The organism is Priestia sp. YIM B13552, from assembly GCF_042787775.1.
Taxonomy (GTDB): domain Bacteria; phylum Bacillota; class Bacilli; order Bacillales; family Bacillaceae_H; genus Priestia; species Priestia megaterium_E.
In genome coordinates this window covers 1,055,693-1,081,215 of sequence record NZ_JBHZOU010000002.1, presented here as the reverse complement: position 1 = coordinate 1,081,215, position 25,523 = coordinate 1,055,693, and the positions used below count along the sequence as shown (strand labels likewise).

The window sequence follows — 25,523 nt, the reverse complement described above, 5'->3', positions numbered from 1 at the left end:
TAAATAATGATGGCTAAAAAGAGTGGGGGAAACCTCACTCTTTTGTCTTGTTTGTTTTGTCACGTATAATAGAGACAAGATCAAGCTTTATAAAGTAAAGGAGATGTTGGCGATGGGGACTTTATTTTACGGCGGCAAAATATATACGATGCTAAAAGAGGGTGAACATGTAGAAAGCGTATATGTAGAAAAAGGATTCATTAAAGATATAGGCGCAGAAAAAGATCTAAGAATCAAATGGGGTGCTGAGATTAACAAAGAAGTACACCTCAAAGGATATCCAATGTATCCGGGCTTTGTAGATAGCCATCTTCATTTAATTGGTCACGGTGAAAAGCTACTTAGGCTTGATTTGTCTCAAGCTACTTCTAGGGAAGACGTGCTGATGCGCGTTCGACAAAAAGTAGAGAGTACACCAAAAGGAGAATGGGTAATTGGAGAAGGGTGGGATGAAAATCAGTGGGAAGATTCCTCTTTGATTCAGTATCAAGATCTTGATCAACTTTCAACTGAACATCCGATTATGTTGAAGCGAGTCTGTCGTCACGGATTAGTAGTAAACGGGACTGCTCTTAAAATAGCCGGGATTACAGCTGAAACACGTGACCCGGAAGGAGGTATTATCCAGAGGGATGAAGCAGGAAATCCTACTGGTTTTTTGGCTGATCAAGCGCAAGAATTAGTAACGGGTCATATTCCTCAAGTATCAGAAGCATACATTCGACAAGCTCTTTCAGTAGCCATTAAAGATTGTGTTCAGCACGGATTGACGGGTGGACATACGGAAGATTTAAATTATTATGGAGGCTTTTTGCGTGCATATCAAGCATTTCAAGACGTTATTCATAAAGAAAAGCAGCTGTTTCGTGCTCATTTACTTGTTCATCATGAAGCAGTAGATGATATGTATACATACCTTGAAAAAAAGAAAGACACATCCGCTTTTATTGAAATAGGGCCAATGAAAATTTTTGCTGATGGTTCTCTCGGCAGTCAATCTGCTCTTTTAAGCTTTCCATACAAAAGCGACCCATCTACAAGAGGTATAGCTATTCAATCACTAGATGAATTAAAACAGCTAGTGAGAAAAGCAAGAGAATTGGGCATGACGGTTGCAATTCATGCGATTGGTGATTTAGCGTTTCAATATGTAGTAGAAAGCATCGAACAATATCCTCCTCAAACAGGGCAAAGAGATCGTATTATTCATGCGCAAATTCTACGAAAAGATTTAGTTGAGCGTGTAAAAAAGCTCCCGGTTGTATTGGATATTCAGCCTCGGTTTTTAGCCAGTGATTTTCCATGGGTCATTGAAAAAATTGGAGAAGAGCATTTGGACTATTGCTATGCGTGGAAAACGTTATTGGACGAGGGCGTTATGTGTGCAGGCGGATCGGATGCGCCTATTGAACCTATCAATCCCATGTTAACAATTCATGCAGCAGTTTCTAGAAAAACTTCTCCAAATAGCTCGGTCGTTTACATACCGTCTGAGCGACTTACAGTATTTGAAGCTGTTCAGCTGTTTACTTTAGGAAGCGCGCAGGCCATTCATCAAGAGGACAAAAAAGGATATGTTCAAAAAGGCTATGTAGCTGATTTTACCGTATTAGAAAGAGATCTGTTTAAGATACATGTAGATGATATCCCATCGGTACAGGTGCAGATGACTGCTATTAATGGAGAAATTGTATATCTATAATAAAAAGCGCCCTTGGGCGCTTTTTATTATAGAAATGTACGCTTAACTCGTTGCCAGAAAGAGTTATCTTTCAGTTTAACCGTTTTAATTTGACGGTCGCTTAAACGAATTTGAACTTGATCAACTTGGCGTGCATTTAATGCTTCGTTATCTATTCCAATAATTGGACTGTGGTTGTTGTCATTGGATAGCTTTAAAGTGAGCGTATGCTCAGCGCTTAGGATGAATGAAGATCCTAATGTACGATAGTTATTATTATTTAACGATGCCAATTCGCTGACTTGCATACAAGGAATTAACGGATCAACTACGGCTCCACTTACCGATTTAGTATAAGCCGTACTGCCTGTTGGTGTTGAAATAATCATCCCATCCCCACGGAATGTTTCAAAGTGATTTTCATTAATAAAAACATCTAGACTGAGTGTTTTTATCACACCTGATCGAATCGAACATTCATTTAAGCAATAAAAAGAAGTTCCTTGATCAATTTGAGTTTGTAAAACGGGAAATCGACGTACTTCTATATTTTCTGTCGTAATAGCTTCAATCATTTTATCCGTTTCATCGATATGAAAATCGCAGTAAAAACTTAGTTGATCTGAAGTTGTGACACCAGCATATAAGCAGTCATCTCGAAAGCCAGATTGACGGACAGCCTGTAAGAAAGCGCCGTCACCGCCAATACTTACAATGATGTTAGCGCTGTCGAAATGATCTACTACTTGAAAGTCATATTGTTTTGCAAGTTCAATAAGTGGACTTACAAGCGCCTTTGTTTCCTGGTTTTTTGGATGAAAGAAATAAACGTTGCGACGATTTGGCATAGATAGTTCCCCCTTGTTTGTCTGATATGTAAAATATTAGCGATAAAGTAAACTTTTTAAAAAAAGTTTGTTACAATAATTATAGCATTATTGCTTTAAGAATTAAAAGAATAATCTTTTAATTCTGACACCTAAAAAGGAGGATTTTCATGAACAAAAAAAGGTGGATTGCTCTTTTAATTGCGGCCTGCTTATTCATTTTTTCTGCGATTGTTAATATTGGTTTTTCAGTCAAAGAAGAAAAAGATGACGGTCTGGCAGGCATCTTTGGAGGAGACGACAGTGAACTATCAGAAACAGTTATCGAAAAAGGGAATGCAGCTAAGAAAATTGCAGTGCTAGAGGTCAATGGAACGATTCAAGATACAGGAAGCGGTTCCTCTCCGCTTATGTCCCAAAATGGTTATAACCATCAAGCATTTTTAAAGCAGCTAGAGGCTGCAAAAAATGATAAGGCAGTTAAAGGAGTCATTATTAAGGTGAATTCACCGGGCGGCGGCGTCGTTGAAAGTGCTGAAATACATAAAAAAATTGAAGAGCTGAAGAAAGAAACGAAAAAGCCAGTGTATATTTCAATGGGATCAATGGCTGCTTCAGGAGGCTATTACATTTCAACAGCTGCTAATAAAATCTATGCAATCCCGGATACTTTAACAGGTTCACTAGGGGTAATTATGCAAAGCGTTAACTACGGCAAGCTGGCTGATAAACTAGGAGTAGAATCTGTCGTGATTAAAAGTGGGGCTCATAAAGATATTATGTCTCCAACAAGAGAAATGACCGGAGAAGAAAAAGAAATTATGCAAACACTTGTAGACAACTCGTACGATGGTTTCGTCAATGTTATCTCTGAGGGACGTCACTTGTCTAAAGAAAAAGTGCGTTCTATCGCAGATGGACGAGTGTACGATGGACGTCAGGCTAAAGAGCTGAAGCTGGTCGATCAACTAGGGTATTTTGAAGATGCGGTAACAGGAATGGAGAAAGATTATAAGTTAAAAGGTGCACAAGTAATTCAATACAATCAAGGATTCGGACTGCCTTCTTGGCTTTCAATGAGCATGCAAAAAGTAATAGGTGGAGATGAACAAGTCACTGCAATGTTAAAAACATTTGCGCAGCCAAGCTCTCCGCGCCTGATGTATTTATATGCAGAATAGAGGTGGGAACATGGAAAATCAGTCTCATTCAACCGAATCAAACGACAATATAAAACATGAGCCAGCGGTAAGTACTCCAATAGGTAGTGAATTCCATTATGCAGGATTTTGGATGCGCTTTTGGGCATACCTTTTAGATCTAGCCGTGGTAGCTAGCTTGAACTCTCTGCTGATCAAGCCCATTTTCCATTTAGCAGGTATTTCTCGAGGAGATGGATTTTTTTCTCCCTATACGATTGTAACGGTTATTATCTTTTATGGTTATTTTGTTTTAATGACCAAGTATTTTGGCCAAACGCTTGGAAAAATGGTGTTTGGGCTTAAAGTAGTATCGCTGAAAGACTCCACTTTAACTTGGCCTGTTGTGCTGTTTCGTGAAGGAGTTGGACGTTATATTTCTAAAACGGTTTTTTTGCTTGGCTATTTATTAGTTGCGTTTTTACCTAAGAAGCAAGGAGCTCATGATTACTACGCAGATACAACTGTTATACATGAAGGTACAATCAGCAGATAATAAAAAGAGGCTGGAACAAAAGGATTTTAGACGAAGTGAATAACGAACCACTGATCAAGACTTTTGATTAGTGGTTCTTTTTTTTTGTTATGGTAAACGCAGGTTTCATTTGTTTAGATTCTTCTAGAAGTTGATTGGATTCATTTCGTTATGTCTCCACCTCTTTTTATTGTTTCCATAAGGTTTAATATTCTGTGTTTTGGAGATAATGTGAAGCTAAGAAGGAGTGAAGGATGTGCTATGGCTTTTATGGATATTGCTAGCACTTTTAATTGTTATTGTACTTATTGTATGGACAAAAATCACGCTATTTGTAGATCTTCACCATGTCCGAGATAACGATTATTACAGAGTGAGACTCAGGGCTTGGTTTGGTCTTATTCGCTATACATATGAAATTCCGGTAGTGAAAGTGAAAAAAGATTCTCCTCGTTTGCTTGTTGAAAAGAAGAAAGGAATGGGTGATCAAGGAAAAGAAGACGAGAATTCATGGAGTGATTATTCTGTAGAAGACGGGCTAAGCATGTTAGAAAATGCGAAGCAATTCCTTGAACAGGTAGTCGGTTTTCATAAAATTTTTCGTCGTTTCTTACAGAAAGTGACGGTAAGTGATATTAGATGGCACAGCCGTTTCGGTTTAGGTGATGCTGCGTTAACAGGCGTACTTACCGGCGCTGTATGGTCTGCAAAGGGGGGCATAGTTGGTATAATCAGCCGTTATATGAAATTAAAAGATATGCCTGTCATGAGCGTTACTCCTGTATTTCAACATCTTTGGTCAGAAACGGTATTTGAGTGCATAATTTCTTTTCGAGTTGGTCAAGCTATTCTAGTAGGTTTACGGACCTTGAGATATTGGCGGCATACGTCCAAAAAGCGTCGCAAAAGATGGAAGTCGTCAAATAAGAACAAGACACACTCTGTGAAAACATAAGGAGGTTATCTTAATGGCAGAACATCCAATTAAAAGTTTAATGTCGACAGCTATGGAAAATTTAAAGGAAATGATTGATGTCAATACAATCATTGGTGATCCTGTAGAAACACCTGATGGCAGTGTTATTTTAACTGTCTCAAAAGTCGGTTTTGGTTTTGCAGCGGGCGGAAGCGAGTTTGGAGTAGAAGGACATGCACCATCTTCTCCAGGACAGCACCAGCAAGAATCAGCTCATCCGTTTGGCGGAGGTAGCGGTGGCGGTGTATCGATTACGCCAATCGCCTTTTTAATTGTGAGTGGAAGCGGAATTAAAATGCTTCACCTTAACGAAAGTACACATTTATATGAAAAGATTCTAGATACAGCACCTCAAGCGATTGAACGCGTGCAGCAAATGTTCAAGCGCAACAATCATCAGCAGGATCAGCACAATCAACAAAGTCAGCATCATGACAGTTCAAATGATTTTAATTTGTAGAAATAATATAAAGCTTTGCTTGCTTCTTTAAACGGTAAAAGAAGCAGGCGAAGTCTTTTTTTTTGCGCTTATTTTTTAGGATACAGCTCCATGTTTTGTATGTCATTTAATTGCAATATAGAGACAGACAAGCTAATATGAACAGTGTACATACTTATTTAAAGGAGGAATTATTCGTGACTAAATTTAAAGGTAACGATGTAACATTATTAGGAAATCAAGTAAAGGTTGGAGACAAGGCGCCAAACTTTACGGTTTTAGCAAATGATTTATCAGAAGTAACGCTTGACAGCACAAAGGGTTCTGTTCGCCTAATTAGTGTAGTTCCTTCTATTGATACTGGAGTTTGTGATGCGCAAACTCGTCGCTTCAACGAAGAAGCAGCTAAATTAGATAACGTAAAAGTATTAACAGTAAGCGTAGATTTACCGTTTGCTCAAAAGCGCTGGTGTGGTGCTAATGGCATTGATAATGTTCAAACTTTATCTGACCACCGCGACTTATCATTCGGAGAAGCATATGGTGTAGCTATTCAAGAATTACGCTTATTAGCTCGTTCAATCTTTGTAGTAGACTCAAATGACAACGTAACGTATGTTGAGTACTTACCAGAAGTAACTGAGCATCCGAACTACGAAGCAGCAATCGAAGCAGCTAAAACAGCTAAGTAAGATTGTCAGTGGCGTTCGGCAGAAGGCGGAAAACAATGTTTTTCGCCTTCTTTGTGTTTTAAGAAGTTTTTATGATAAAATATGATGTTCCAAATAGGACGTTTACTCATTTATATAGATATTATTTCATTACACAGGAGGCAGAATATGAGTCAGTTAGCTAGTATGGAAAAGCTATTTGGTGTAATTGATCAAACAGCTATTATTTTAAGAAAAGAACTAAACTGCGTATATTTAGAAGCAGTAGCTGAAACGGGAGAAAATTTGTTTCAAGGAACTATTTTACAAGAAGAGCTAGATGAGGTAACTAAAAAACGTTTAAAAAAAGAATACGATTCAATCACACTTGATCATTTTGAAAAAGAAACGATTCGAAAAGCGTATCAGCTAGCTATTTTAAAAGGCATGAAAGAAGCAGTTCAGCCTAACCATCAAATGACGCCTGATGCTGTAGGACTATTTGTCAGCTACCTAGTTGGAAAGTTCATGGCAGGAAAAGATAAATATACGCTTTTAGATCCCGCAGTAGGAGCAGGGAATTTATTAACAACCATTTTAAACACACACGCTGCGTCAATTGAACACGTATACGGTGTAGACGTGGATGATTTATTACTTCAATTAACATATGTAAATGCAAATTTACAGAAGCACGGCGTTCAATTATTCAATCAAGACAGCTTACAGCCGCTTTTTATTGATCCTGTGGATTTAGTTGTCTGTGACCTGCCGGTTGGTTATTATCCAAACGACGAAGGGGCAAAAGAGTATAAGGTAAGAGCTGAAGAAGGTCACACTTATGCTCATCACTTATTTATTGAACAAAGCTTGCGCCATGTAAAAGACGGAGGATACGTAGTGGCTCTTATTCCAAATAACTTGTTTGAATCTGAACAGTCTCATTTATTACAGCCGCTCTTAAAAGAGGAAGCAATCGTGCAAGGGATTATTCAGCTGCCGCTTTCAATGTTCAAACAAGAGCAGGCTGCTAAAAGTATTATGGTTCTTCAAAAACAGGGAGAAGGAGTAACAGCACCTGAAAACGCGCTGCTTGTGAATTTGCCGAAGTTCAGCAATCGAGAAGCAATGAGTGATATTATGGCTCAAATGGACCAATGGTTCCGAGTGAATAAAAAGTAAGTCTTTTTCGAAAATAATGAATATTTATCGGTAGCGTTTTCATGATGTATAGCTCTTGAAATCTATTGTCGTGAATGATTAAATGAATAAGGATAGAAATCGTGTCGAAATGCATAGAATATTGTAGAGATTACACTTTTATGTTCTGTTCGTTATGTTTATGATGCACGTATAATAAAGAAGGAGCTGTTTTTTTATGTCAAAAATCATGGCAATCAACGCCGGCAGTTCTTCACTTAAGTTTCAATTATTTGAAATGCCAAGTGAGACGGTATTAACAAAAGGTTTAGTAGAACGAATTGGTTTAGATAACGCTGTTTTCACGATCTCGGTAAATGGTGAAAAACAAACGGATATTACAGAAATCCCTGACCATGCTGTTGCAGTTAAAATTTTAGTTGAAAAGTTACTTTCTCAAAACATCATTCAATCATACGATGAAATCACTGGTGTAGGTCACCGTGTAGTACACGGCGGAGAGAAATTTGCTGATTCTGTTTTAATCACAGATGAAACACTAGCGGAAATTGAAGCTTTATCTGATTTAGCACCGCTTCACAACCCAGCAAACATTGTGGGAATTAAAGCGTTCCAAGATATTCTTCCAAATGTTCCAGCTGTAGCAGTCTTCGATACAGCATTCCATCAAACAATGCCAGAAAAATCATTCTTGTACAGCTTACCGTACGAGTACTATGAAAAGTATGGCGTTCGTAAATACGGTTTCCACGGCACATCTCATAAATATGTTTCTGAGCGTGCAGCTGAGCTTCTTGGCCGTCCAATCGAACAATTGCGCTTAATTTCTTGTCACTTAGGTAACGGTGCAAGTATCGCTGCAATTGAAGGCGGCAAGTCAATTGATACATCAATGGGCTTCACACCATTAGCTGGTGTAGCAATGGGAACTCGTTCAGGTAACATTGACCCTGCATTAATTCCATTTATTATGGAGAAAACAGGAAAAACTGCTGACGAAGTATTAAATGTATTAAATAAAGAAAGTGGTCTTTTAGGTGTATCTGGTATTTCTAGTGACCTACGCGATCTAATCAAAGCAAGCGCTGAAGGCAATGAACGCGCTGAAACAGCACTTGAAGTATTTGCTAGCCGTATTCATAAATATATCGGTTCTTATGCTGCTCGTATGTCTGGTGTAGATGCAATCATCTTCACAGCAGGTATTGGAGAAAACAGTGATGTTGTACGTGCTCGCGTTCTTCGCGGTTTAGAGTTCATGGGCGTTTATTGGGATCCAGCTTTAAATAGTGTACAAGGAGAAGAAGCATTTATTAGCTACCCTCATTCTCCAGTTAAAGTTATGGTTATTCCTACGGACGAAGAAGTTATGATTGCACGTGACGTTACTCGTTTAGCGAATATTTAAGTTCATAAAGTGCCTCTTCAATGCATGAATTCTCATAAATTGTCAGGCAAACTAACGAAAAGCTGATTTCCTTGTTAGGAAATCAGCTTTTTTATATAGCGTCAGTAGCTGACGGTTAAAAGAAGGTTTACAACGTATAGAAGAAAGAAATAATATAGGAAGCAAAATGTAACGGATGTATTATTTGTTATAATAAAAATAAAACTACTTATTTCTTGAAAGGGTGACATGATGATACTAACGAATCGCGAAGAACAGCTTTTAGAAGAAATCTATAAATGGGAAGAGAGCTTACAGAGTGTAGAAGCAACTGAGATGGAGTTATTATACGAAGAGTGGTTAGAAAAAGGGCTTAACTTAATTCCAACTTCTGTTCGCGAGACCTATTTACATAAAATTGATGAGGGACTCTTTCAGTTAACTGCATTAATTCAAGGTACGGAAATGCAAACTCAAGCGACAAAACGAATTATTGAAACTGCTCGTGTATTCAAAGAGGATATCACAGATCTGTCAGAAATGAATTCCCTTCAAGTAGATCAGCTTTCTTATATATGCGAACAGCAAATGGCCAAGCTTCGATTGTATGCGCTGAGTCAAGGAGCACTTTCAGGAACCGGACAATCGCTGCTGGTCGGTATTGATATACCTGCTGTTTTATGCATGAATATTCAAGCGGTGCAACAGGCAGCAATGAGCTATGGCTATCATATCCAGACTCCTTCAGAGCTGATGCTAACGCTAAAAGTTTTCCATGCAGCAACGCTACCTAGACACCTTCAGGCTGAGGGGTGGCATCAATTAAAGAGTGAGTTAAGCCAAGAATTTGACCCGTATTTTTATGAAGGTGTTGATCAAATTGTAGATAAAACGTGGCTGCAAAAAATCGTTGTGCAAATCGGGAAAACGCTAGCTATATTGGCTGCAAAAAGAAAAGTTTACAATCGTTTGCCAGTGGTGAGTATGATGGTTGGCGGAGGTATGAATTACCGAATGGCCAAGCAAGTGACAGATTATGCAAAGCGCTTTTATCAATACCGCTATTTGCTGGATAAGAAAAACGAGTCTCATTAATTTTTCATGAGACTCGTTTTTTTTGTCTATCCGTGAACATTTTTTGATATTTCCTCATTTGTTCGATACCAAATCCACAAATCATTAATAATAGAAGCAAGCTCTCCTATCTCGCTATTTAATTCACAGGAGCGGATAAAATTAGTCTCATCTTCTAACGCCGCTTGTTTTTGATTAATACTCGTTTCTAAAGATTGAATTTTGTCTGGAATCTGCCCCCGAATGGATTCCCATGTTAGGAGAATATCCTGCTGAACTTTTTCAGAATAGAATGTCCATTCTCTTTCAAGAGCAGGAATTTTTATACCGAGTCTGTTGTCATAAGTAAAAAAGCGCTCCATTTTTTCACCTCTTCCCTTCCATTTTATACAATGACAAAAGCCAGAGCTACTGTAAGTGAAAAATAAATCATTTATACTTGGTTTATGCATATAAATATACACAGTATGTAAGAAAGGAATATTCATTCATGTTTATTTTTACAGTATTTTAAGAGATTTTACCCTGTTAAATTAAAATAAATGTGAATTTATATACTTTTTTTTGAATAACTATTGAAAATAGATTAAAAAGTTGTTAAAGTAATAGTAGATTAAATGAATAAAAATTAAAACGGTTGTATTAATATATATATAATTTGTAGGAGGAATAGATAATGAGTAATCCAAAAGTTGTTTTAGCATATTCCGGAGGTTTAGATACGTCAGTTGCAATTAAATGGTTACAGGAAAAAGGGTACGATGTGGTAGCTTGCTGTTTAGATGTAGGCGAAGGAAAAGATTTAAAATTCGTTAAAGAAAAGGCCTTAACAGTTGGAGCGGTATCATCATATGTGATTGATGCAAAAGAAGAATATGCCAATACATTTGCGTTAGCAGCACTTCAAGCACACACATTATATGAAGGAAAATATCCATTAGTATCTGCACTATCTAGACCGCTAATCGCTAAAAAGCTTGTGGAAGTAGCGGAACAAGAAAATGCAGTAGCTGTCGCACATGGATGTACGGGAAAAGGAAATGACCAAGTGCGTTTCGAAGTATCAATTAAAGCATTAAATCCACATTTAGAAGTTTTAGCTCCTGTTCGTGACTGGAAATGGTCTCGTGAAGAAGAAATCGAGTATGCAAAAGAAAAGAATATTCCAATTCCAATTAACTTAGACAGCCCATTTTCAATTGACCAAAACTTATGGGGAAGAAGTAATGAGTGTGGCGTTCTTGAAGATCCTTGGGCAGCTCCACCTGAAGAAGCATATGACCTAACGGCTTCTCTTGAAAACACTCCGGACACAGCGGATGTAGTGGAAATTGAATTCGTTGAAGGTGTTCCCGTATCATTAAACGGTCAATCTTACACGCTAGCTCAGTTAATTCTAGAATTGAACGAAATTGCAGGTAAGCACGGAGTCGGACGTATTGACCATGTAGAAAACCGTCTTGTGGGAATTAAATCACGTGAAGTATATGAGTGTCCAGCTGCTATGACATTAATTAAAGCGCACAAAGAGCTTGAAGATTTAACATTAGTGAAAGAAGTAGCGCACTTCAAACCAGTAATTGAGAAAAAATTAACAGAAGTTATCTATGAAGGTTTATGGTTCTCTCCATTAACAAATTCACTGCTTGCATTCTTAAAAGATACGCAGCAATATGTGAACGGAACAGTGAGAGTAAAACTATTTAAAGGGCATGCTATCGTAGAGGGACGTAAATCTCCTAATTCTTTATACAATGAAAAACTTGCAACATATACAAAAGAAGATGAATTTGATCACAATGCAGCAGTTGGTTTCATCTCATTATGGGGACTTCCAACACAAGTGAGCAGCATGGTAAATCAAAAGAAGGTGACAACGGTATGACCAAACTTTGGGGAGGGCGTTTTACGAAACGCCCTGAACAATGGATTGACGAGTTCGGTGCGTCGATTTCATTTGATCAGCATCTTGTAGAAGAAGATATTGAAGGCAGTTTAGCACATGTAACAATGCTTGAGAAATGCAGTATTCTTTCTGGAGATGAAGCGTCACAAATTAAAAAAGGCCTTCAAACACTGCTTGAAAAAGCTAAGAAGAAAGAATTAACATTTTCTGCTCAATATGAAGATATTCATTTGAATTTAGAAAAGTTATTAATTGATGAAATTGGTCCGGTTGGAGGAAAGCTTCATACGGGTCGAAGCCGTAATGATCAAGTTGCTACAGATATGCACTTATATTTAAAAAAGCATGTTCAGCAAATTGTAGGGCTGATTGAAAATTTAGAAGATGTACTGCTTACAAAAGCAGATCAGCATGTTGAAACCATTTTTCCAGGCTACACACATTTACAGCGCGCGCAGCCGGTTTCTTTTGCTCATCATTTAATGGCTTATGTTTCAATGTTCAAGCGCGATGCTGAACGTTATGCGGAATCACTGAAGCGTATTGATTTATCTCCTTTAGGAGCAGGAGCTTTAGCTGGTACGACATTCCCAATTGATCGTCACTATAGCGCGGAGCTTCTAGGCTTTAATGGGATTTATCAGAACAGTATGGATGCTGTGAGCGATCGTGACTTTATTTTAGAGTTTTTAAGCAACAGTTCTATTTTAATGATGCATTTATCTCGTTTTTGTGAAGAGTTAATTTTATGGTCTAGTCAAGAATTTCAATTTATTGAAATGGATGATACGTACGCAACGGGCAGCAGTATTATGCCTCAAAAGAAAAATCCTGATATGGCGGAGTTAATTCGTGGTAAAACAGGACGAGTATATGGTCATTTATTTAGCTTATTGACTGTGTTAAAAGGCACGCCTTTAACATACAACAAAGACTTGCAAGAAGATAAAGAAGGCATGTTCGATACGGTTACAACGATTGAAGGATGTTTGACCATTTTTGCTGGCATGATCGAAACAATGACAGTAAAAACAAATGTTATGGAAAAAGCTACGAAACAAGATTTTTCAAATGCAACGGAATTAGCTGACTATCTTGCTTCAAAAGGTATGCCGTTTCGTGAAGCACATGAAGTGGTTGGGAAACTGGTTCTCGTTTGTATTCAGAAAAATATCTACCTAATGGATTTGCCTCTTGAGCAATATAAGGAAGCGTCAGATTTATTCGAGGAAGACATCTATCATGTATTAAGTCCAAAAACAGCTGTTAATCGCCGCAATAGCGCGGGAGGAACAGGATTTGAACAAGTAAAAAAAGCAATTCAGCTAGCTAAAGATGAATTGCATGAAAAAACATCGATATAAAAAAGTTATCAAAACGTCCGCAGAAAAATCTGCGGGCGTTTTTTGATGTGAGATAAATGGTATAACTAGAGCATTTAAGAAGAAAATAGAAAAGATCATGTAAGGGATTATGAAGTAAAGTTCACACTCGTAAAGAAAATAAAGTGAAAAAGGAGAAGTGACATATGAAAGACAAAAAACATCCGCAGCATGTATATGAATATGATTTCGAAGGAGAAAAAGAGACATCAAGACAGCTAATGGATTCTTATTCAAGCGGCGTCATTGGCGATGCTATGGCTTCTGTAGTCGAAAATCCAGAAGCACAGAGTGATAACGAACTATATGAATAACTAGATGCATATACTGTATATAGACTAAGAAAAGCAGGATTATGCTGAGCTCTATCGAAAGGTAACGTCATAGTAAATCCGGTTTTCTAAAGGATTTGGTGTGGCGTTCTTTTTTCAGTTAATCACTGATATAAGAAAAGAGGGATAAAGGTGAAAATTGGAGTGCCGAAAGAAGTAAAAAACAATGAAAATCGCGTGGCTATTACTCCAGCTGGTGTTACAGCTTTAGTTAACGGTGGGCATGATGTATATATTGAAACACAGGCAGGAGAAGGCTCTGGATTCCATGATGAAGATTACACAAATGCAGGAGCTTCTATTGTAAATACTGCAAAAGAAGCGTGGGATGCTGAAATGGTTATGAAAGTAAAAGAACCGATTTCAGAAGAATACGGATATTTTCGTGAAGGACTTATTTTGTTTACCTATTTACATTTGGCAGCTGAAGAAGCATTAACGAAAGCATTGATTGATAAAAAGGTGGTAGGCATCGCTTATGAAACTGTACAGCTTCCAAACAAAAGCTTGCCTCTGTTAACTCCGATGAGCGAAGTTGCAGGAAGAATGTCTTCTCAGATTGGAGCTCAATTTTTGGAGAAAACCAAAGGTGGCAAAGGGATTTTATTAAGTGGAGTTCCAGGCGTGCAAAGAGGAAAAGTAACAATTATTGGAGGAGGAGTAGCAGGAACTAATGCTGCTAAAATTGCGGTCGGATTAGGGGCTGATGTTACAATAATTGATTTAAACGCTGATCGCCTTCGCCAGCTTGATGATTTATTTGGTAAAGAAGTGACGACATTAATGTCAAATCACTACAATATCGCACAATCTGTAAAAGAGTCAGATTTAGTGATAGGAGCGGTTCTCATACCGGGAGCTAAAGCGCCAAAGCTTGTCACAGAGGAAATGGTTCAAACGATGTCAAAAGGGTCCGTTGTAGTTGATATTGCTATTGATCAAGGGGGGATTTTTGAAACAACTGATCGCATTACCACTCACGATAACCCGACTTATTCGAAGCATGAGGTCTTGCATTATGCTGTTGCTAATATGCCAGGAGCTGTTCCACGCACGTCGACCTTGGCACTGACCAACGTAACGGTGCCTTATGCTCTGCAAATAGCAAGTCAGGGATATAAAAAAGCGTGCTTAAAAAACCCTTCCCTTCTTCAAGGCATCAACACCCTAAATGGGTTTGTCACTTACGCGGCTGTAGCAGATGCACACGGTCTCACTTACGCTGATGCAACAACTTTATTAGAGCAAGCATAATAAGGCATGTTTTTGCGCAGTTTGTGATATGATAGCCGCGTATTCACTTGTTTTGTAACTAAAACGGACGGGTAGAATATAGAAAAGGTTAGTGTAAAAGGAGAGAATAACTGATGCACGTTTCTTATCATGGACATTCTGTTGTTAAAATTGAAACAAAAGGAAAAACAATTTTAATTGACCCGTTTATCACTGGAAATGAATTAACAGATTTAAATGCTGAAGATGTAAAAGCAGATGTGATTTTACTGACTCATGGCCATAATGATCATGTAGGCGACACGGTGGAAATTGCTAAGCGCAGCGGTGCACTTGTTGTGGCAGTAGCAGAATTAGCTACATATCTTAGCTGGCAAGGCTTAAACGTACATCCAATGAGCATAGGCGGAGCCTATACATTTGATTTTGGCACGGTGAAATTGACCCAAGCTTTCCACGGTTCAAGTTATACAGAAAATAATGAGAAAATTATTTATACAGGAATGCCGGCTGGTTTGCTTTTAACGATTGAAGGAAAGACAATTTATCATGCTGGAGATACGGGTTTATTTTCTGATTTGAAGTTAATTGGTCCCCATGAGCCTGACGTAGCATTTCTTCCAATTGGAGATAACTTTACAATGGGACCTGAAGATGCAGCTATCGCAGCGGAATGGGTGCAGGCAAAGCTTGTTGTGCCAATTCACTACAATACATTTCCTGTAATTAAGCAAGATCCTCATCAATTTGTTGAGTCATTATCTGATATTGAAGGAAAAGTATTAAAAGTTGGAGAAGGATTGGATCTTTAATCATAGATAGAGGCTGGGACAAACCGATTTCAGTTAAAGTTAAAAAAGAACGAGTAATCGATAATATCGATCACTCGTTCTTTTTTTATTGTTATGGTGAACGTAGGTTTCATATTTGTTCGTCTTTGGATTGAATCGATGCAGTTATGTCCTAATCTCTTTTTATTTGCAAAGAAACGTTCTGCTTTTTTTACTTCCCTGCATACGATAGTAATAATAAGGAGGGAGAGCTATGGAAAAAAATCGAGTTATTTTATCGCTTTTATTATGCGGAGTGATGCTTTACTATGCAATGCCGCACTTAGTGTTAACAACTTCGAGTTTGCAAGGGGTTTTTAGCATAAGCTGGCTTACCTTTGCTCTTTTTGTAGCCGGAGGCAATTTGTCATCACTGCTTTATGCACCGCGCCGCAAGAAGGCAAGTATTCAAAAAAATAGTGCGAGAAAGCCTTTGCGTCAAAGAGGTTAGATTGAATCCATTTCACTTCCCCCGTATAATAAAAGAAAAGACATATGAAACGTAAAAACGTTTTAGAAGGGTGAAGTACACGTGGCGACAAAACATGAGCAAATTTTACAGTATATCGATTCGCTTCCAATTGGTGAAAAAATTTCAGTGCGCCAAATTGCCAAAGAACTGAATGTCAGTGAAGGCACGGCGTACCGAGCAATAAAAGACGCGGAAAATAAAGGATATGTTTCAACGATTGAACGAGTTGGGACCATTCGAATTGAACGAAAGAAAAAAGAAAACATTGAAAAGCTCACGTTTGCTGAAGTAGTAAACATCGTGGATGGACAAGTGCTGGGCGGACGTGAAGGCTTGCATAAAACGTTAAACAAGTTTGTTATTGGAGCGATGAAGCTTGATGCTATGATGAGATATACCGAGGCCGGAAACCTTCTTATCGTAGGGAATCGAGTAAACGCTCATGAATTAGCTCTTGAAGCAGGAGCAGCCGTGTTAATTACGGGCGGCTTTGATACGGAAGAATGGGTTAAGAAGCTTGCGGATGATCTTAAGCTTCCTATTATTTCAACGAGCTATGACACGTTTACAGTTGCAACGATGATTAATCGTGCTATTTATGATCAGCTGATAAAAAAAGAAATTGTGCTTGTAGAGGATATTTTAACACCTATCTCTGAAGCGGTTAGCTTGCAGTTAACCGATACGATTGAAAAATGGCATGAATGTAACGATAAGACTCACCACAGTCGTTTTCCTGTAGTGGATCAGCATATGAAAGTTCACGGTATGGTCACCTCAAAAGATGTTATTGGATATGACCTTTCTACTTCAATTGAAAAAGTAATGACGAAAAATCCGATGACGGTTCACGGGAAAACATCGGTCGCTTCTTCTGCGCATATGATGGTATGGGAAGGGATTGAAGTGCTGCCTGTAGTGGATGATTACCACCGGCTAGAGGGCATTATCAGCCGTCAAGATGTTTTAAAGGCGCTGCAAATGATTCAGCGTCAACCGCAGGTAGGAGAAACTATTGACGACATTGTAACCAATCAATTTATGGATGTGCAAGAGACAAAAGAAGCACCGGTGTATCGCTGTGAAGTAACGCCACAAATGACGAATTATATGGGGACTATTTCATACGGAGTTTTCACTACTATTGTAACGGAAGCCGCCAATCGTGTTCTTCGCTTATATAAAAAAGGTGATTTGGTTATTGAAAACATCACCGTTTATTTTATTAAGCCGGTTCAAATTGAAAGCGTAATTGAAATTCGCCCTAAGCTATTAGAACTTGGTCGGAAGTTTGCTAAATTAGATGTAGAAGTCTACAATGCCGGGGTTGTAGTAGGGAAAGCGATGATGATGGCTCAGTTATTGGAAAGAGTATAAAAAAAGAAGCTGCTTTGCAGCTTCTTTTACATTTGACCAGCTTCTTTTATCGCATAAGGCTGATAGTACTTGTAAGCTTTGATACCTGCTAATATACTGCCTGAACCGAATAATACAAATAGTATACCGATGATAAGCGAAAGGCTTGTTTCGTAAATAAACCATTGATTGATTCCAAAAAATAATACAAAAGAGCCAAGACAAATACTCGACTTAGCGGAAATCCACTTTCGTTCCATTGGGCGTTTCGAACGTACGTATTTTACTTTTAAATACATGTAGAAAACAAAGGACACAACGATTAAAATCATAAAAAATGGCACAGACGCCCCTCCAGTCCGGTGTATTTCTATCCGTAATGTTTCTAGATGTTAGTAATGCGTAGTGTTGAAAGTGTTTACATTAGTATCTATTATTTTACAGGTAGATGACAGAAAATTCTACTATTGATTGATTCTTCTTTCAAAAAAGAGAAGAGATATGATTTAATAAATAATATGGATACAGCGCTGTGGGAATGTAAGTGCACGTGGTGCATACATAAAATAAGAACAGTATTGACAGGAGAGAGAAAATGAAAGCACAAATATTAGAAGCTATTAAGCAGTTTGACACCATCATTGTTCACCGGCACATTCGTCCAGATCCAGATGCATACGGATCTCAGTGCGGATTAGCGGAATTGTTAAAAACATCTTTTCCGGAGAAGAAGGTATACGTAACGGGAGAAGAAGCGGAGTCATTAAAATTTTTATACCGGATGGATGATATCGCTGATGAGACCTATGAGGGTGCGCTTGTCATTGTTTGTGATACGGCTAATGAAGCACGAGTATCAGATCAGCGCTACGTAAATGGAAAAATGGTCATTAAAATTGATCACCATCCAAACCAAACTCCTTACGGTGATTTGCTTTGGGTTGAGACGTCTGCTTCTTCAACAAGCGAAATGATTTATGAATTTTACTTAGAAGGAAAAGAAAAGGGTTTATCTCTGAATGATGAAGGAGCAAAGCTGATCTTCAGCGGTATCGTCGGAGATACGGGTCGATTTTTATTTCCAAATACAAAGCCGAAAACGTTTTGCTATGCAAGTGAATTGATTCAATATGGTTTCAATTTTAAAGATGTATATGATCAGTTATACAAAACAAAAGAAAACGTCGCTCACTTACACGGATATGTGCTGCAAAACTTTACGATGTCTCCAGCAGGAGTTGCTCATATGAAAATTCCAAATGAAATTCTTCGAAAATATGATGTGACACCAGCTGATGCTTCTCAGCTAGTCGGTTCGTTAGGGCAAATTGATGGAGTAAAAACGTGGGTGTTTTTTGTGGAGGAAGAAAATCAAATTCGTGTTCGCCTTCGTTCAAAAGAGCTTGTCATTAATACAATTGCTAGAAAATACAATGGAGGAGGCCATCCTCTTGCGTCCGGCGCTTCCATTTATTCATGGGAAGAAGTAGAGCCTTTACTACTTGATTTAGAAGAGCTCTGCAGTCAGCAGTAATCTGTAAAATAAGCCGTTGATTTTAAATCAGCGGCTTTTTATAGTACTTTTTCCATCTTTTTAATTCGAACTTCAATCGAAAGCGTTGTATAAAAATAAATTTGATGAACTTCAACTTCATAAATCGTTTTATCGAATTCGTATTTTTTATTTTCAATTGCTTTTTTTAAGATATCCCTGCTTCGATACGCACTTTCAATATCTTGGGCAATTAAGTGCTGTGCTTCTTTGTCCACACTTTTTTGAATATTGTATTCAACCACAGAGTTTACTTTATAACGATTGCCGTTTACTAATTTTACTTTCACATTCTGAATAATTAAATGCTGCTTCATTTCCTTGTTTAATGCTTTTACATCTTCTTGCCATGCGCTAATTTGCAAATTTGCTTTTTCTAGCTTATCATTAGCAATTCGAACTTCTTCTAGCTCTCTATCTCTTGAAACGCCATAAATCGTTAAAAACACACCCCAGCTAACAATTGCTCCAATGACTATACCGGCAAAAAAACGCTGCCAGTCGGAGCGCTTGAACATTCGCTCGCTGGGTACCCTCATACAAAATGCTCCTGAGTTAACCACTTGATGATAAGAGCCCCGGTCTGAGCTCCTCCCATAGCGGATAGAATTAAAAGGATTTGTTTGAATACATCTTTTGTGGCTCCTTCAAAGAGTCCTCGCTCAAAGCTGTAAAACGTATCAAATGTTCCTCCAATTGCTCCGACAATTGCCCAGATTTTCAAACTATTGCTGAGGGTATGCATGACGTATAAAGGAGATTTTCCAATTAAAAACCCCGCAAATGCTCCAATTAATGAACCGCCTAAAATAATACCTAATGAAGTGAAGTAACTCCAAATGAAAAGAGACATAAAAGGCTCTTTTGTCATGACGTGTCCTCCTTTACTAGTTTATCAATGAATCACGCTTCCTACATATATATGGACAAACGCTCAGAGTTATGTAATTTGTCTACGCCGGCAACAAAATTTATAATAAGAATAAAGAATTAAAGAAAGGTGGGAAGTCCTGTGCCTTTTGTTCACTTGCAGCTTCAAAGTTCTTATAGCTTATTAAGCAGTTCCGTTCGTATTCATGAGCTTGTAGAAACAGCTAAGAAAATGAACTATGAAGCGATTGCTTTGACTGATGAAAACGTGATGTACGGAGTCATTCCTTTTTATAAAGCCTGCATGAAAGCGGGGATCAAGCCAATTATTGGGCTCACATTATCAATCCTAGAACATGAAGAAAGCGAGCGAGCGTACCCTTTAGTTTTGTTAGCAGAAAATGATAAGGGATATGAAAATCTATTAAAACTAAGCAGTTTAGTTCAAACCAAGGAAAAACACGGTGTAAATAAAAAATGGCTCCATCATTACAGCGGCGGGTTGATTGCTATTACACCCGGTGTAACTGGAGAAGTTGAAACTCTGCTAGCAGAAAACAAACTTCAAGATGCTAAGCGAGTGCTTCAATTCTTTAAAAAAGTATATTCGCAGTCTTTGTATATATCGATACAGCGCCACGGACAGGATGAAGCTTTTATAAATCAGCAGTTAACGGAACTTGCTGCTGAAGAAAATATCCCGCTTGTTGCGACGAATCAAGTGAAATATTTAAAAAAAGAAGATCGGGATGCGTATGAGTGTTTAGCAGCTATTCGAGACGGAGAGAAATTACATAGCGATGAAGAGGTAAAAAGTAAGAGCAGCGAGTACTATTTCAAATCACCTGATGAAATGGAAGATCTCTTTCATGACCAGCATTTTTTAATAGAAGAAAGTATAAAAATCGCAAGACGATGCGAGCTCGAAATTTCTCTAGGCGTAATGTCCATTCCAAAATATCCTGTTCCCCCGTCTGTTACATCATCAGCCTACTTGCGCACTCTCTGCGAAAAAGGATTGCAAGAAAGAGTTCAAGTGATCACGGAACAATATGAGGAACGCTTGGATTATGAGCTGAACATTATTGAAAATATGCGCTTTAGTGATTACTTTCTTATCGTATGGGATTTTATGAATTATGCTCATGAACACGGTATTTTAACGGGCCCAGGCCGTGGTTCAGCGGCAGGCTCACTGGTCTCATACGCCTTGCGAATTACAAATGTTGATCCAATTCAGCATCAGCTTTTATTTGAGCGCTTTTTAAACCCTGAACGTATTTCGATGCCTGATATTGATATTGATTTTCCTGATAACAAACGAGATCAAGTCATTCAGTATGTGGCTCAAAAATATGGAGCGCTGCATGTAGCTCAAATCATTACATTTGGAACATTAGCAGCTAAAGCAGCCGTACGTGATGTAGGGAGAGTGATGGGATTTGATCAAGAAGCGCTAAACAAAATGTCCAAAGCGATTCCAACTAAACCAGGTACAACGTTGAAAAGCGCTCTTCGTGATTCAAGAGTTCTTCAAGACTATTTATCTGAAAATGAAGCCAGAAAACAATGGTACAACATTGCCATGAAGATAGAAGGGCTGCCAAGGCATACTTCTACGCATGCAGCAGGCGTTGTGATTAGTGAGAAGCCGCTGACGCAATCTGTAGCTGTACAAGAAGGACATGATGATGTATATCTGACGCAATATCCAATGGAAGCTCTGCAAGACGTTGGGCTTTTGAAAATGGACTTTTTAGGTTTGCGCAACTTAACCATTTTAGATCATATTTTAAAGAAAATTGAGCGGGACATGAATCGAAAGCTGGCACTGTCTCATATACCGTTTAACGATCAAAAAACTTTTGAACTGCTGAGTAAAGGAGATACGACCGGTATTTTTCAGCTAGAGTCAGATGGAATGAGAAGAGTGCTTCAGCAATTAAAACCTACAGAGCTAGAAGATATTGTAGCAGTTAACGCGCTGTATAGACCTGGTCCGATGGAAAATATTCCAACCTATATTAAGCGCAAGCATGGAGTGGAGAAGGTAATATATGATCATCCTACGCTTAAAGGCATTTTACAATCGACGCACGGCGTTATCGTGTATCAAGAGCAAATTATGCAGATTGCTTCAAAAATGGCCGGTTTTTCTCTTGGAGAAGCAGATTTGTTGAGAAGAGCAGTTAGTAAAAAAGAACGGGCAGTGCTGGATCGTGAACGAGCTCATTTTATCCAAGGAAGCAAGAAGAAAGGATATGACCTATCCGTTGCTAATCGAGTGTATGACCTTATTGTGCGTTTTGCTGATTATGGCTTCAACCGAAGTCATGCTGTTGCTTACAGTATGGTAGCCTATCAGTTAGCTTATTTGAAAGCACATTACCCGCTGCAGTTCTTTTCAGCTTTACTAACGAGCGTTATTGGAAATGAAGGAAAAATTGCTCAATATATTAATGAACTAAAAAGAAAAAAAATACAAGTTCTCCCGCCTTCTATTAACAAGAGCATGTATTCGTTTAACGTAGAAGGTGAAAGTATAAGGTATAGCCTTGCAGCCATTAAACATATTGGTGCAGCAGCTATGCAGGAAATAACAGAAGAGCGAAAGAAAAAAAGATTTGAAGACTTATTTGATTTTTGTGCCCGTGTTTCACAAAAAGCCGTGAATAAAAAGGGGCTTGAAGCTTTGATTCTATCTGGAGGCTTTGATGAGTTCGGAGAAAATCGAGCTACTTTATTAGCAACGATTGATGTAGCGTTTGAACATGCAAGCTTGGTACTCCCAGATGATGACTTTGGATTTGGAGATGAATTTTCGTTAAAGCCTAAATATATGGAAAGAGAGGAACTGAAAATAGAAGATCGGCTTCAGTATGAAAAAGATATGCTAGGTTTTTATTTATCAAGCCACCCTGCTTCTCAGTATGAAGCCCTGAATTCCTTTTATTCTGTTGTTTCTCTTCACGATATGAAAGAATACGCTTCAGGAAAAGCGGTCTCTCTTTTAGTATTTGTGTTGGAAATTCGCGTCATTCGAACGAAAAAAGGAGAGCAAATGGCCTTTTTACGCATCACGGATGAAAGTGGAGAAGGAGAAGTTGTTGCGTTTCCCCGCGTATTTGAGCAGAATCGTCTGCTGTTTGAACAAGGGAAAGTTTTACTGATACATGGAAAGATAGATGAAAGAAATGGGCAGCAGCAAATTGTTTGTCAACGTGCTGAAGCTGCTAGCGAGGCGGTTCAAAAACTACCGTCAGAAGAATTATACTTACGTATAGAAACAAAGCAAGGTACAGAAAAGCTGCTTCATACTATTTACCAGCACTTTCAGTCTCATAGAGGGAAAATTCCTGTGAAAATTTATTATGAGGCAGAACGTCAGTTGGTCAAGCTTCCCGTTCACTATTCTATTGAACGAAGCGACGAGTTAATAAAAACTTTAAAAGCAATGCTAGGAGAGAAGCACGTTGTGTTCAAGAAGATATAGTCTTTACAGATTTCATGTGATGTTATATGGTAAAATAGTTAAAAAAGTGGTCTGACCACCGTTTTTTATGAAATATACGAATTAGATGCGTTTTTCTTGAAATGAAATGCAATTGGATTTATAACATCATATGAGTGTGGGAAAGAACATGGTTCAGGCGCAGTATTTGTTATCATTTTGTTTATTGGGAGTGAAATTCATTGTCTTTACGTGAAGAAGCATTGCATATGCACCGCATTAACAAAGGTAAACTAGAATCAAAGTCCAAAATTCCTGTTCGAAACGCAGAGGATTTAAGCCTTGCTTATTCCCCTGGTGTAGCAGAACCTTGCAAAGAAATATATGATGATGTAAACAATGTATATGAATATACGATGAAAGGAAATATGGTAGCTGTTGTATCTGATGGCACTGCCGTATTGGGCTTGGGCAATATAGGTCCTGAAGCTGCTCTGCCAGTAATGGAAGGGAAAGCTGTCCTTTTTAAAAGTTTTGCCGGCGTAGATGCATTCCCAATTTGTTTAAACACGACAGATGTGGACAAAATTATAGAAACTGTTAAATTGCTAGAACCTACTTTTGGAGGCGTTAATTTAGAAGATATTGCGGCTCCTAACTGTTTTGAAATTGAAGAGCGGTTGAAAAAGGAAACAAATATCCCGGTTTTTCATGATGATCAGCATGGGACGGCTATTGTTACGGTAGCGGGCCTTCTTAATGCCCTGAAGCTGACAGGAAGAAAAATGTCACAAATCAAAGTGGTAGCAAATGGAGCAGGAGCTGCTGGCATTGCTATTATTAAATTATTATACAGCTATGGAGTGCGCGATATCATTATGTGTGATTCCAAAGGAACGATTTATGACAAGCGTCCTCACGGCATGAACCGTATAAAAGATGAAGTTGCAGCCTATACAAATCGAAGCAAAGTAGAAGGTACGTTAGCTGATGCCTTAGAAGAAGCTGACGTATTTATTGGAGTTTCGGTTGAAGGAGCACTCACACCGGAGATGATTGGAAAGATGAATCCAGACCCAATCATTTTTGCAATGGCAAATCCGGTGCCTGAAATTATGCCAGAAGAAGCTAAAAAAGCTGGCGCGAAAGTAATCGGCACCGGACGTTCTGATTTTCCTAATCAAGTGAACAATGTCTTAGCGTTTCCGGGGATATTCCGAGGTGCACTAGATGTACGTGCTACTCATATTAATGAAAAAATGAAAATGGCTGCAGTTGAGGCCATTGCTAATTTAATTACGGAAGAGGACTTGAATACAGACTATGTAATTCCAGGTCCATTTGATGCACGAGTGGCTCCGGCAGTAGCCGCCGCTGTTGCAAAAGCAGCTATGGAAACAGGCGTTGCCCGAATAAAGGTAAAGCCAGAAGCCGTAGCTGAAAACACACGTCGCTTAGCGATTATTGAATAAGGTTACATCAACTGTTCTTTGACAGGCATGATGCTTCAAGCATGCCTGTTAAAGTAATGTAAAGTGAGTGGTAGTAAACTTGAAGAATGAACGTTCAAAAGTATATGTAGAAATTCTAAAACAAATTCGCCAGCTAATGGAAGACGATCGTTTAACTACGGGGGATAAAATCCCGTCAGAACGAGAGCTTTCTGAACGGTTAGGCGCAGGACGTTCTTCCGTTCGAGAAGCGCTCAGAGCGTTAGAGCTAATTGGGTTGATTGAAACTAGAAGAGGTGAAGGTACGTTTATTAAAGAAGTAGGGGATCATCAATTTATTGATTTATTAGCTACTTTTTTAGTACAAGACGGTAAAACAAAATCAGATTTAATTCAAACGAGATATATTCTTGAAAAGAGCTGTTTGTATTTTGTTTTAGCGGAACAGGACGAAATCAATGTTTCGAAAGCAATTCAAAAGCAGAATGACGATTGTTTGAAGAACTTGTTTGACTATTTGTTTTCTTTGCAGCCTAATCGGCTACTACACCGAATCTGGCTGATTATTTGCCGTTTTTCTCAAACTTTTCAACAAAACTCAGCGCCAAGCGACATTCTGATAAGTGAATTAGTAGAGGCGTTAGCTAAAAAAGATGAAGCAGCTGTATTAAATCTTCACCATCAGTGCTACAAACAAGTGTGAAAGAAGGAATTTGTCGAAAGAGACATGCCATCTTTCTACACAAAATCAAACAGTCATCTAGTAAAGTAAATAGCAACTAATAAAGTGAAGCGAACAATTCGTCCAATTTTTGTCTA

General features: G+C 38.4%; 25 protein-coding genes. 20 read left to right on the top strand and 5 right to left on the bottom strand.

What is annotated here, in order from left to right:
* Positions 1-112: 112 nt before the first annotated feature.
* Positions 113-1,702 carry an amidohydrolase gene (locus tag ACFX40_RS11610; protein WP_377254961.1) on the top strand — a complete coding sequence of 530 codons (1,590 nt, stop codon included), beginning with the start codon at positions 113-115 and terminating at the stop codon, positions 1,700-1,702.
* 26 nt (positions 1,703-1,728) lie between these two features.
* Here ACFX40_RS11610 and ACFX40_RS11605 read toward each other — a convergent pair whose 3' ends face one another.
* Positions 1,729-2,529 (bottom strand): NAD kinase, encoded by an 801-nt coding sequence (locus ACFX40_RS11605; protein ID WP_028410511.1) that lies wholly within the window; start codon positions 2,527-2,529, stop codon positions 1,729-1,731.
* Between the two features lie 149 nt (positions 2,530-2,678).
* Here ACFX40_RS11605 and sppA point away from each other — a divergent pair, with 149 nt between their 5' ends.
* The 8 genes from sppA to ACFX40_RS11565 all read left to right on the top strand — a co-directional run bounded on the left by sppA (position 2,679) and on the right by ACFX40_RS11565 (position 9,890).
* Positions 2,679-3,689 carry a signal peptide peptidase SppA gene (gene sppA / locus ACFX40_RS11600; RefSeq protein ID WP_013059474.1) on the top strand — a complete coding sequence of 337 codons (1,011 nt, stop codon included), beginning with the start codon at positions 2,679-2,681 and terminating at the stop codon, positions 3,687-3,689.
* Between the two features lie 10 nt (positions 3,690-3,699).
* Positions 3,700-4,203 (top strand): RDD family protein, encoded by a 504-nt coding sequence (locus ACFX40_RS11595; RefSeq protein WP_013059473.1) that lies wholly within the window; start codon positions 3,700-3,702, stop codon positions 4,201-4,203.
* Positions 4,204-4,438: 235 nt separating this feature from the next.
* Positions 4,439-5,137: a DUF2953 domain-containing protein gene (locus tag ACFX40_RS11590; RefSeq protein ID WP_013059472.1), complete on the top strand. Its 699-nt coding sequence runs from the start codon at positions 4,439-4,441 to the stop codon at positions 5,135-5,137.
* A 13-nt stretch (positions 5,138-5,150) separates the two neighbouring features.
* Positions 5,151-5,618, top strand: coding sequence for a GerW family sporulation protein (gene ytfJ, locus ACFX40_RS11585; protein WP_028410512.1), 468 nt, complete (start codon positions 5,151-5,153; stop codon positions 5,616-5,618).
* A gap of 176 nt (positions 5,619-5,794) precedes the next feature.
* Positions 5,795-6,289: a thiol peroxidase gene (tpx, locus tag ACFX40_RS11580; protein ID WP_013059470.1), complete on the top strand. Its 495-nt coding sequence runs from the start codon at positions 5,795-5,797 to the stop codon at positions 6,287-6,289.
* Positions 6,290-6,436: 147 nt separating this feature from the next.
* Positions 6,437-7,429: a class I SAM-dependent methyltransferase gene (locus ACFX40_RS11575; RefSeq protein ID WP_098965592.1), complete on the top strand. Its 993-nt coding sequence runs from the start codon at positions 6,437-6,439 to the stop codon at positions 7,427-7,429.
* Positions 7,430-7,625: 196 nt separating this feature from the next.
* On the top strand, positions 7,626-8,816 hold the full coding sequence (locus ACFX40_RS11570; protein ID WP_013059468.1) for an acetate kinase: 1,191 nt from the start codon (positions 7,626-7,628) through the stop codon (positions 8,814-8,816).
* A 228-nt stretch (positions 8,817-9,044) separates the two neighbouring features.
* A complete protein-coding gene (locus tag ACFX40_RS11565; RefSeq protein ID WP_240717346.1) occupies positions 9,045-9,890 on the top strand; it encodes an EcsC family protein in 846 nt (281 codons plus the stop codon).
* Between the two features lie 26 nt (positions 9,891-9,916).
* Here ACFX40_RS11565 and ACFX40_RS11560 read toward each other — a convergent pair whose 3' ends face one another.
* Positions 9,917-10,231: a hypothetical protein gene (locus ACFX40_RS11560; protein ID WP_098965594.1), complete on the bottom strand. Its 315-nt coding sequence runs from the start codon at positions 10,229-10,231 to the stop codon at positions 9,917-9,919.
* Positions 10,232-10,545: 314 nt separating this feature from the next.
* Between ACFX40_RS11560 and ACFX40_RS11555 the strand changes: the two genes are divergently transcribed.
* The 7 genes from ACFX40_RS11555 (at position 10,546) to ACFX40_RS11525 (ending at position 17,401) form a co-directional block, all read left to right on the top strand.
* Positions 10,546-11,754 (top strand): argininosuccinate synthase, encoded by a 1,209-nt coding sequence (locus tag ACFX40_RS11555; RefSeq protein ID WP_013059465.1) that lies wholly within the window; start codon positions 10,546-10,548, stop codon positions 11,752-11,754.
* Entirely contained in the window at positions 11,751-13,139 is a 1,389-nt protein-coding gene (gene argH / locus ACFX40_RS11550; RefSeq protein WP_013059464.1) for an argininosuccinate lyase, read from the top strand. Before ACFX40_RS11555 ends, argH begins: the two co-directional genes overlap by 4 nt.
* Positions 13,140-13,303: 164 nt before the next feature.
* Positions 13,304-13,471 carry a hypothetical protein gene (locus tag ACFX40_RS11545; RefSeq protein WP_013059463.1) on the top strand — a complete coding sequence of 56 codons (168 nt, stop codon included), beginning with the start codon at positions 13,304-13,306 and terminating at the stop codon, positions 13,469-13,471.
* 150 nt (positions 13,472-13,621) lie between these two features.
* A complete protein-coding gene (gene ald, locus ACFX40_RS11540) occupies positions 13,622-14,743 on the top strand; it encodes an alanine dehydrogenase (protein WP_013059462.1) in 1,122 nt (373 codons plus the stop codon).
* A 113-nt stretch (positions 14,744-14,856) separates the two neighbouring features.
* Positions 14,857-15,534, top strand: coding sequence for a metal-dependent hydrolase (locus ACFX40_RS11535; protein ID WP_377254957.1), 678 nt, complete (start codon positions 14,857-14,859; stop codon positions 15,532-15,534).
* Between the two features lie 232 nt (positions 15,535-15,766).
* Positions 15,767-16,003 carry a hypothetical protein gene (locus ACFX40_RS11530; RefSeq protein WP_028410516.1) on the top strand — a complete coding sequence of 79 codons (237 nt, stop codon included), beginning with the start codon at positions 15,767-15,769 and terminating at the stop codon, positions 16,001-16,003.
* Between the two features lie 81 nt (positions 16,004-16,084).
* Positions 16,085-17,401, top strand: a complete 1,317-nt coding sequence (locus ACFX40_RS11525; protein ID WP_013059459.1) for a CBS domain-containing protein — start codon at positions 16,085-16,087, stop codon at positions 17,399-17,401.
* 26 nt (positions 17,402-17,427) lie between these two features.
* Here ACFX40_RS11525 and ACFX40_RS11520 read toward each other — a convergent pair whose 3' ends face one another.
* Positions 17,428-17,724, bottom strand: coding sequence for a YtpI family protein (locus ACFX40_RS11520; protein WP_013085203.1), 297 nt, complete (start codon positions 17,722-17,724; stop codon positions 17,428-17,430).
* A 251-nt stretch (positions 17,725-17,975) separates the two neighbouring features.
* Here ACFX40_RS11520 and ACFX40_RS11515 point away from each other — a divergent pair, with 251 nt between their 5' ends.
* Positions 17,976-18,914 (top strand): DHH family phosphoesterase, encoded by a 939-nt coding sequence (locus tag ACFX40_RS11515; protein WP_377254953.1) that lies wholly within the window; start codon positions 17,976-17,978, stop codon positions 18,912-18,914.
* Between the two features lie 38 nt (positions 18,915-18,952).
* On the opposite strand, the gene ytrI is transcribed toward ACFX40_RS11515, so the two are convergent.
* Both ytrI and ytrH read right to left on the bottom strand, forming a co-directional pair.
* On the bottom strand, positions 18,953-19,471 hold the full coding sequence (ytrI, locus tag ACFX40_RS11510; protein WP_028410519.1) for a sporulation membrane protein YtrI: 519 nt from the start codon (positions 19,469-19,471) through the stop codon (positions 18,953-18,955).
* Complete coding sequence (gene ytrH, locus ACFX40_RS11505) at positions 19,468-19,803, bottom strand: sporulation membrane protein YtrH (RefSeq protein ID WP_013059455.1); 336 nt, start codon at positions 19,801-19,803, stop codon at positions 19,468-19,470. Before ytrH ends, ytrI begins: the two co-directional genes overlap by 4 nt.
* A gap of 141 nt (positions 19,804-19,944) precedes the next feature.
* Between ytrH and dnaE the strand changes: the two genes are divergently transcribed.
* From dnaE to ACFX40_RS11490, 3 genes are all read left to right on the top strand, one after another.
* A complete protein-coding gene (gene dnaE, locus ACFX40_RS11500) occupies positions 19,945-23,295 on the top strand; it encodes a DNA polymerase III subunit alpha (RefSeq protein ID WP_334038298.1) in 3,351 nt (1,116 codons plus the stop codon).
* 200 nt (positions 23,296-23,495) lie between these two features.
* Positions 23,496-24,725, top strand: a complete 1,230-nt coding sequence (gene ystJ / locus ACFX40_RS11495; protein WP_013059453.1) for an NADP-dependent malic enzyme — start codon at positions 23,496-23,498, stop codon at positions 24,723-24,725.
* 79 nt (positions 24,726-24,804) lie between these two features.
* Positions 24,805-25,407, top strand: a complete 603-nt coding sequence (locus ACFX40_RS11490) for a FadR/GntR family transcriptional regulator (protein WP_016765715.1) — start codon at positions 24,805-24,807, stop codon at positions 25,405-25,407.
* The last annotated feature ends 116 nt before the right edge of the window (positions 25,408-25,523 follow it).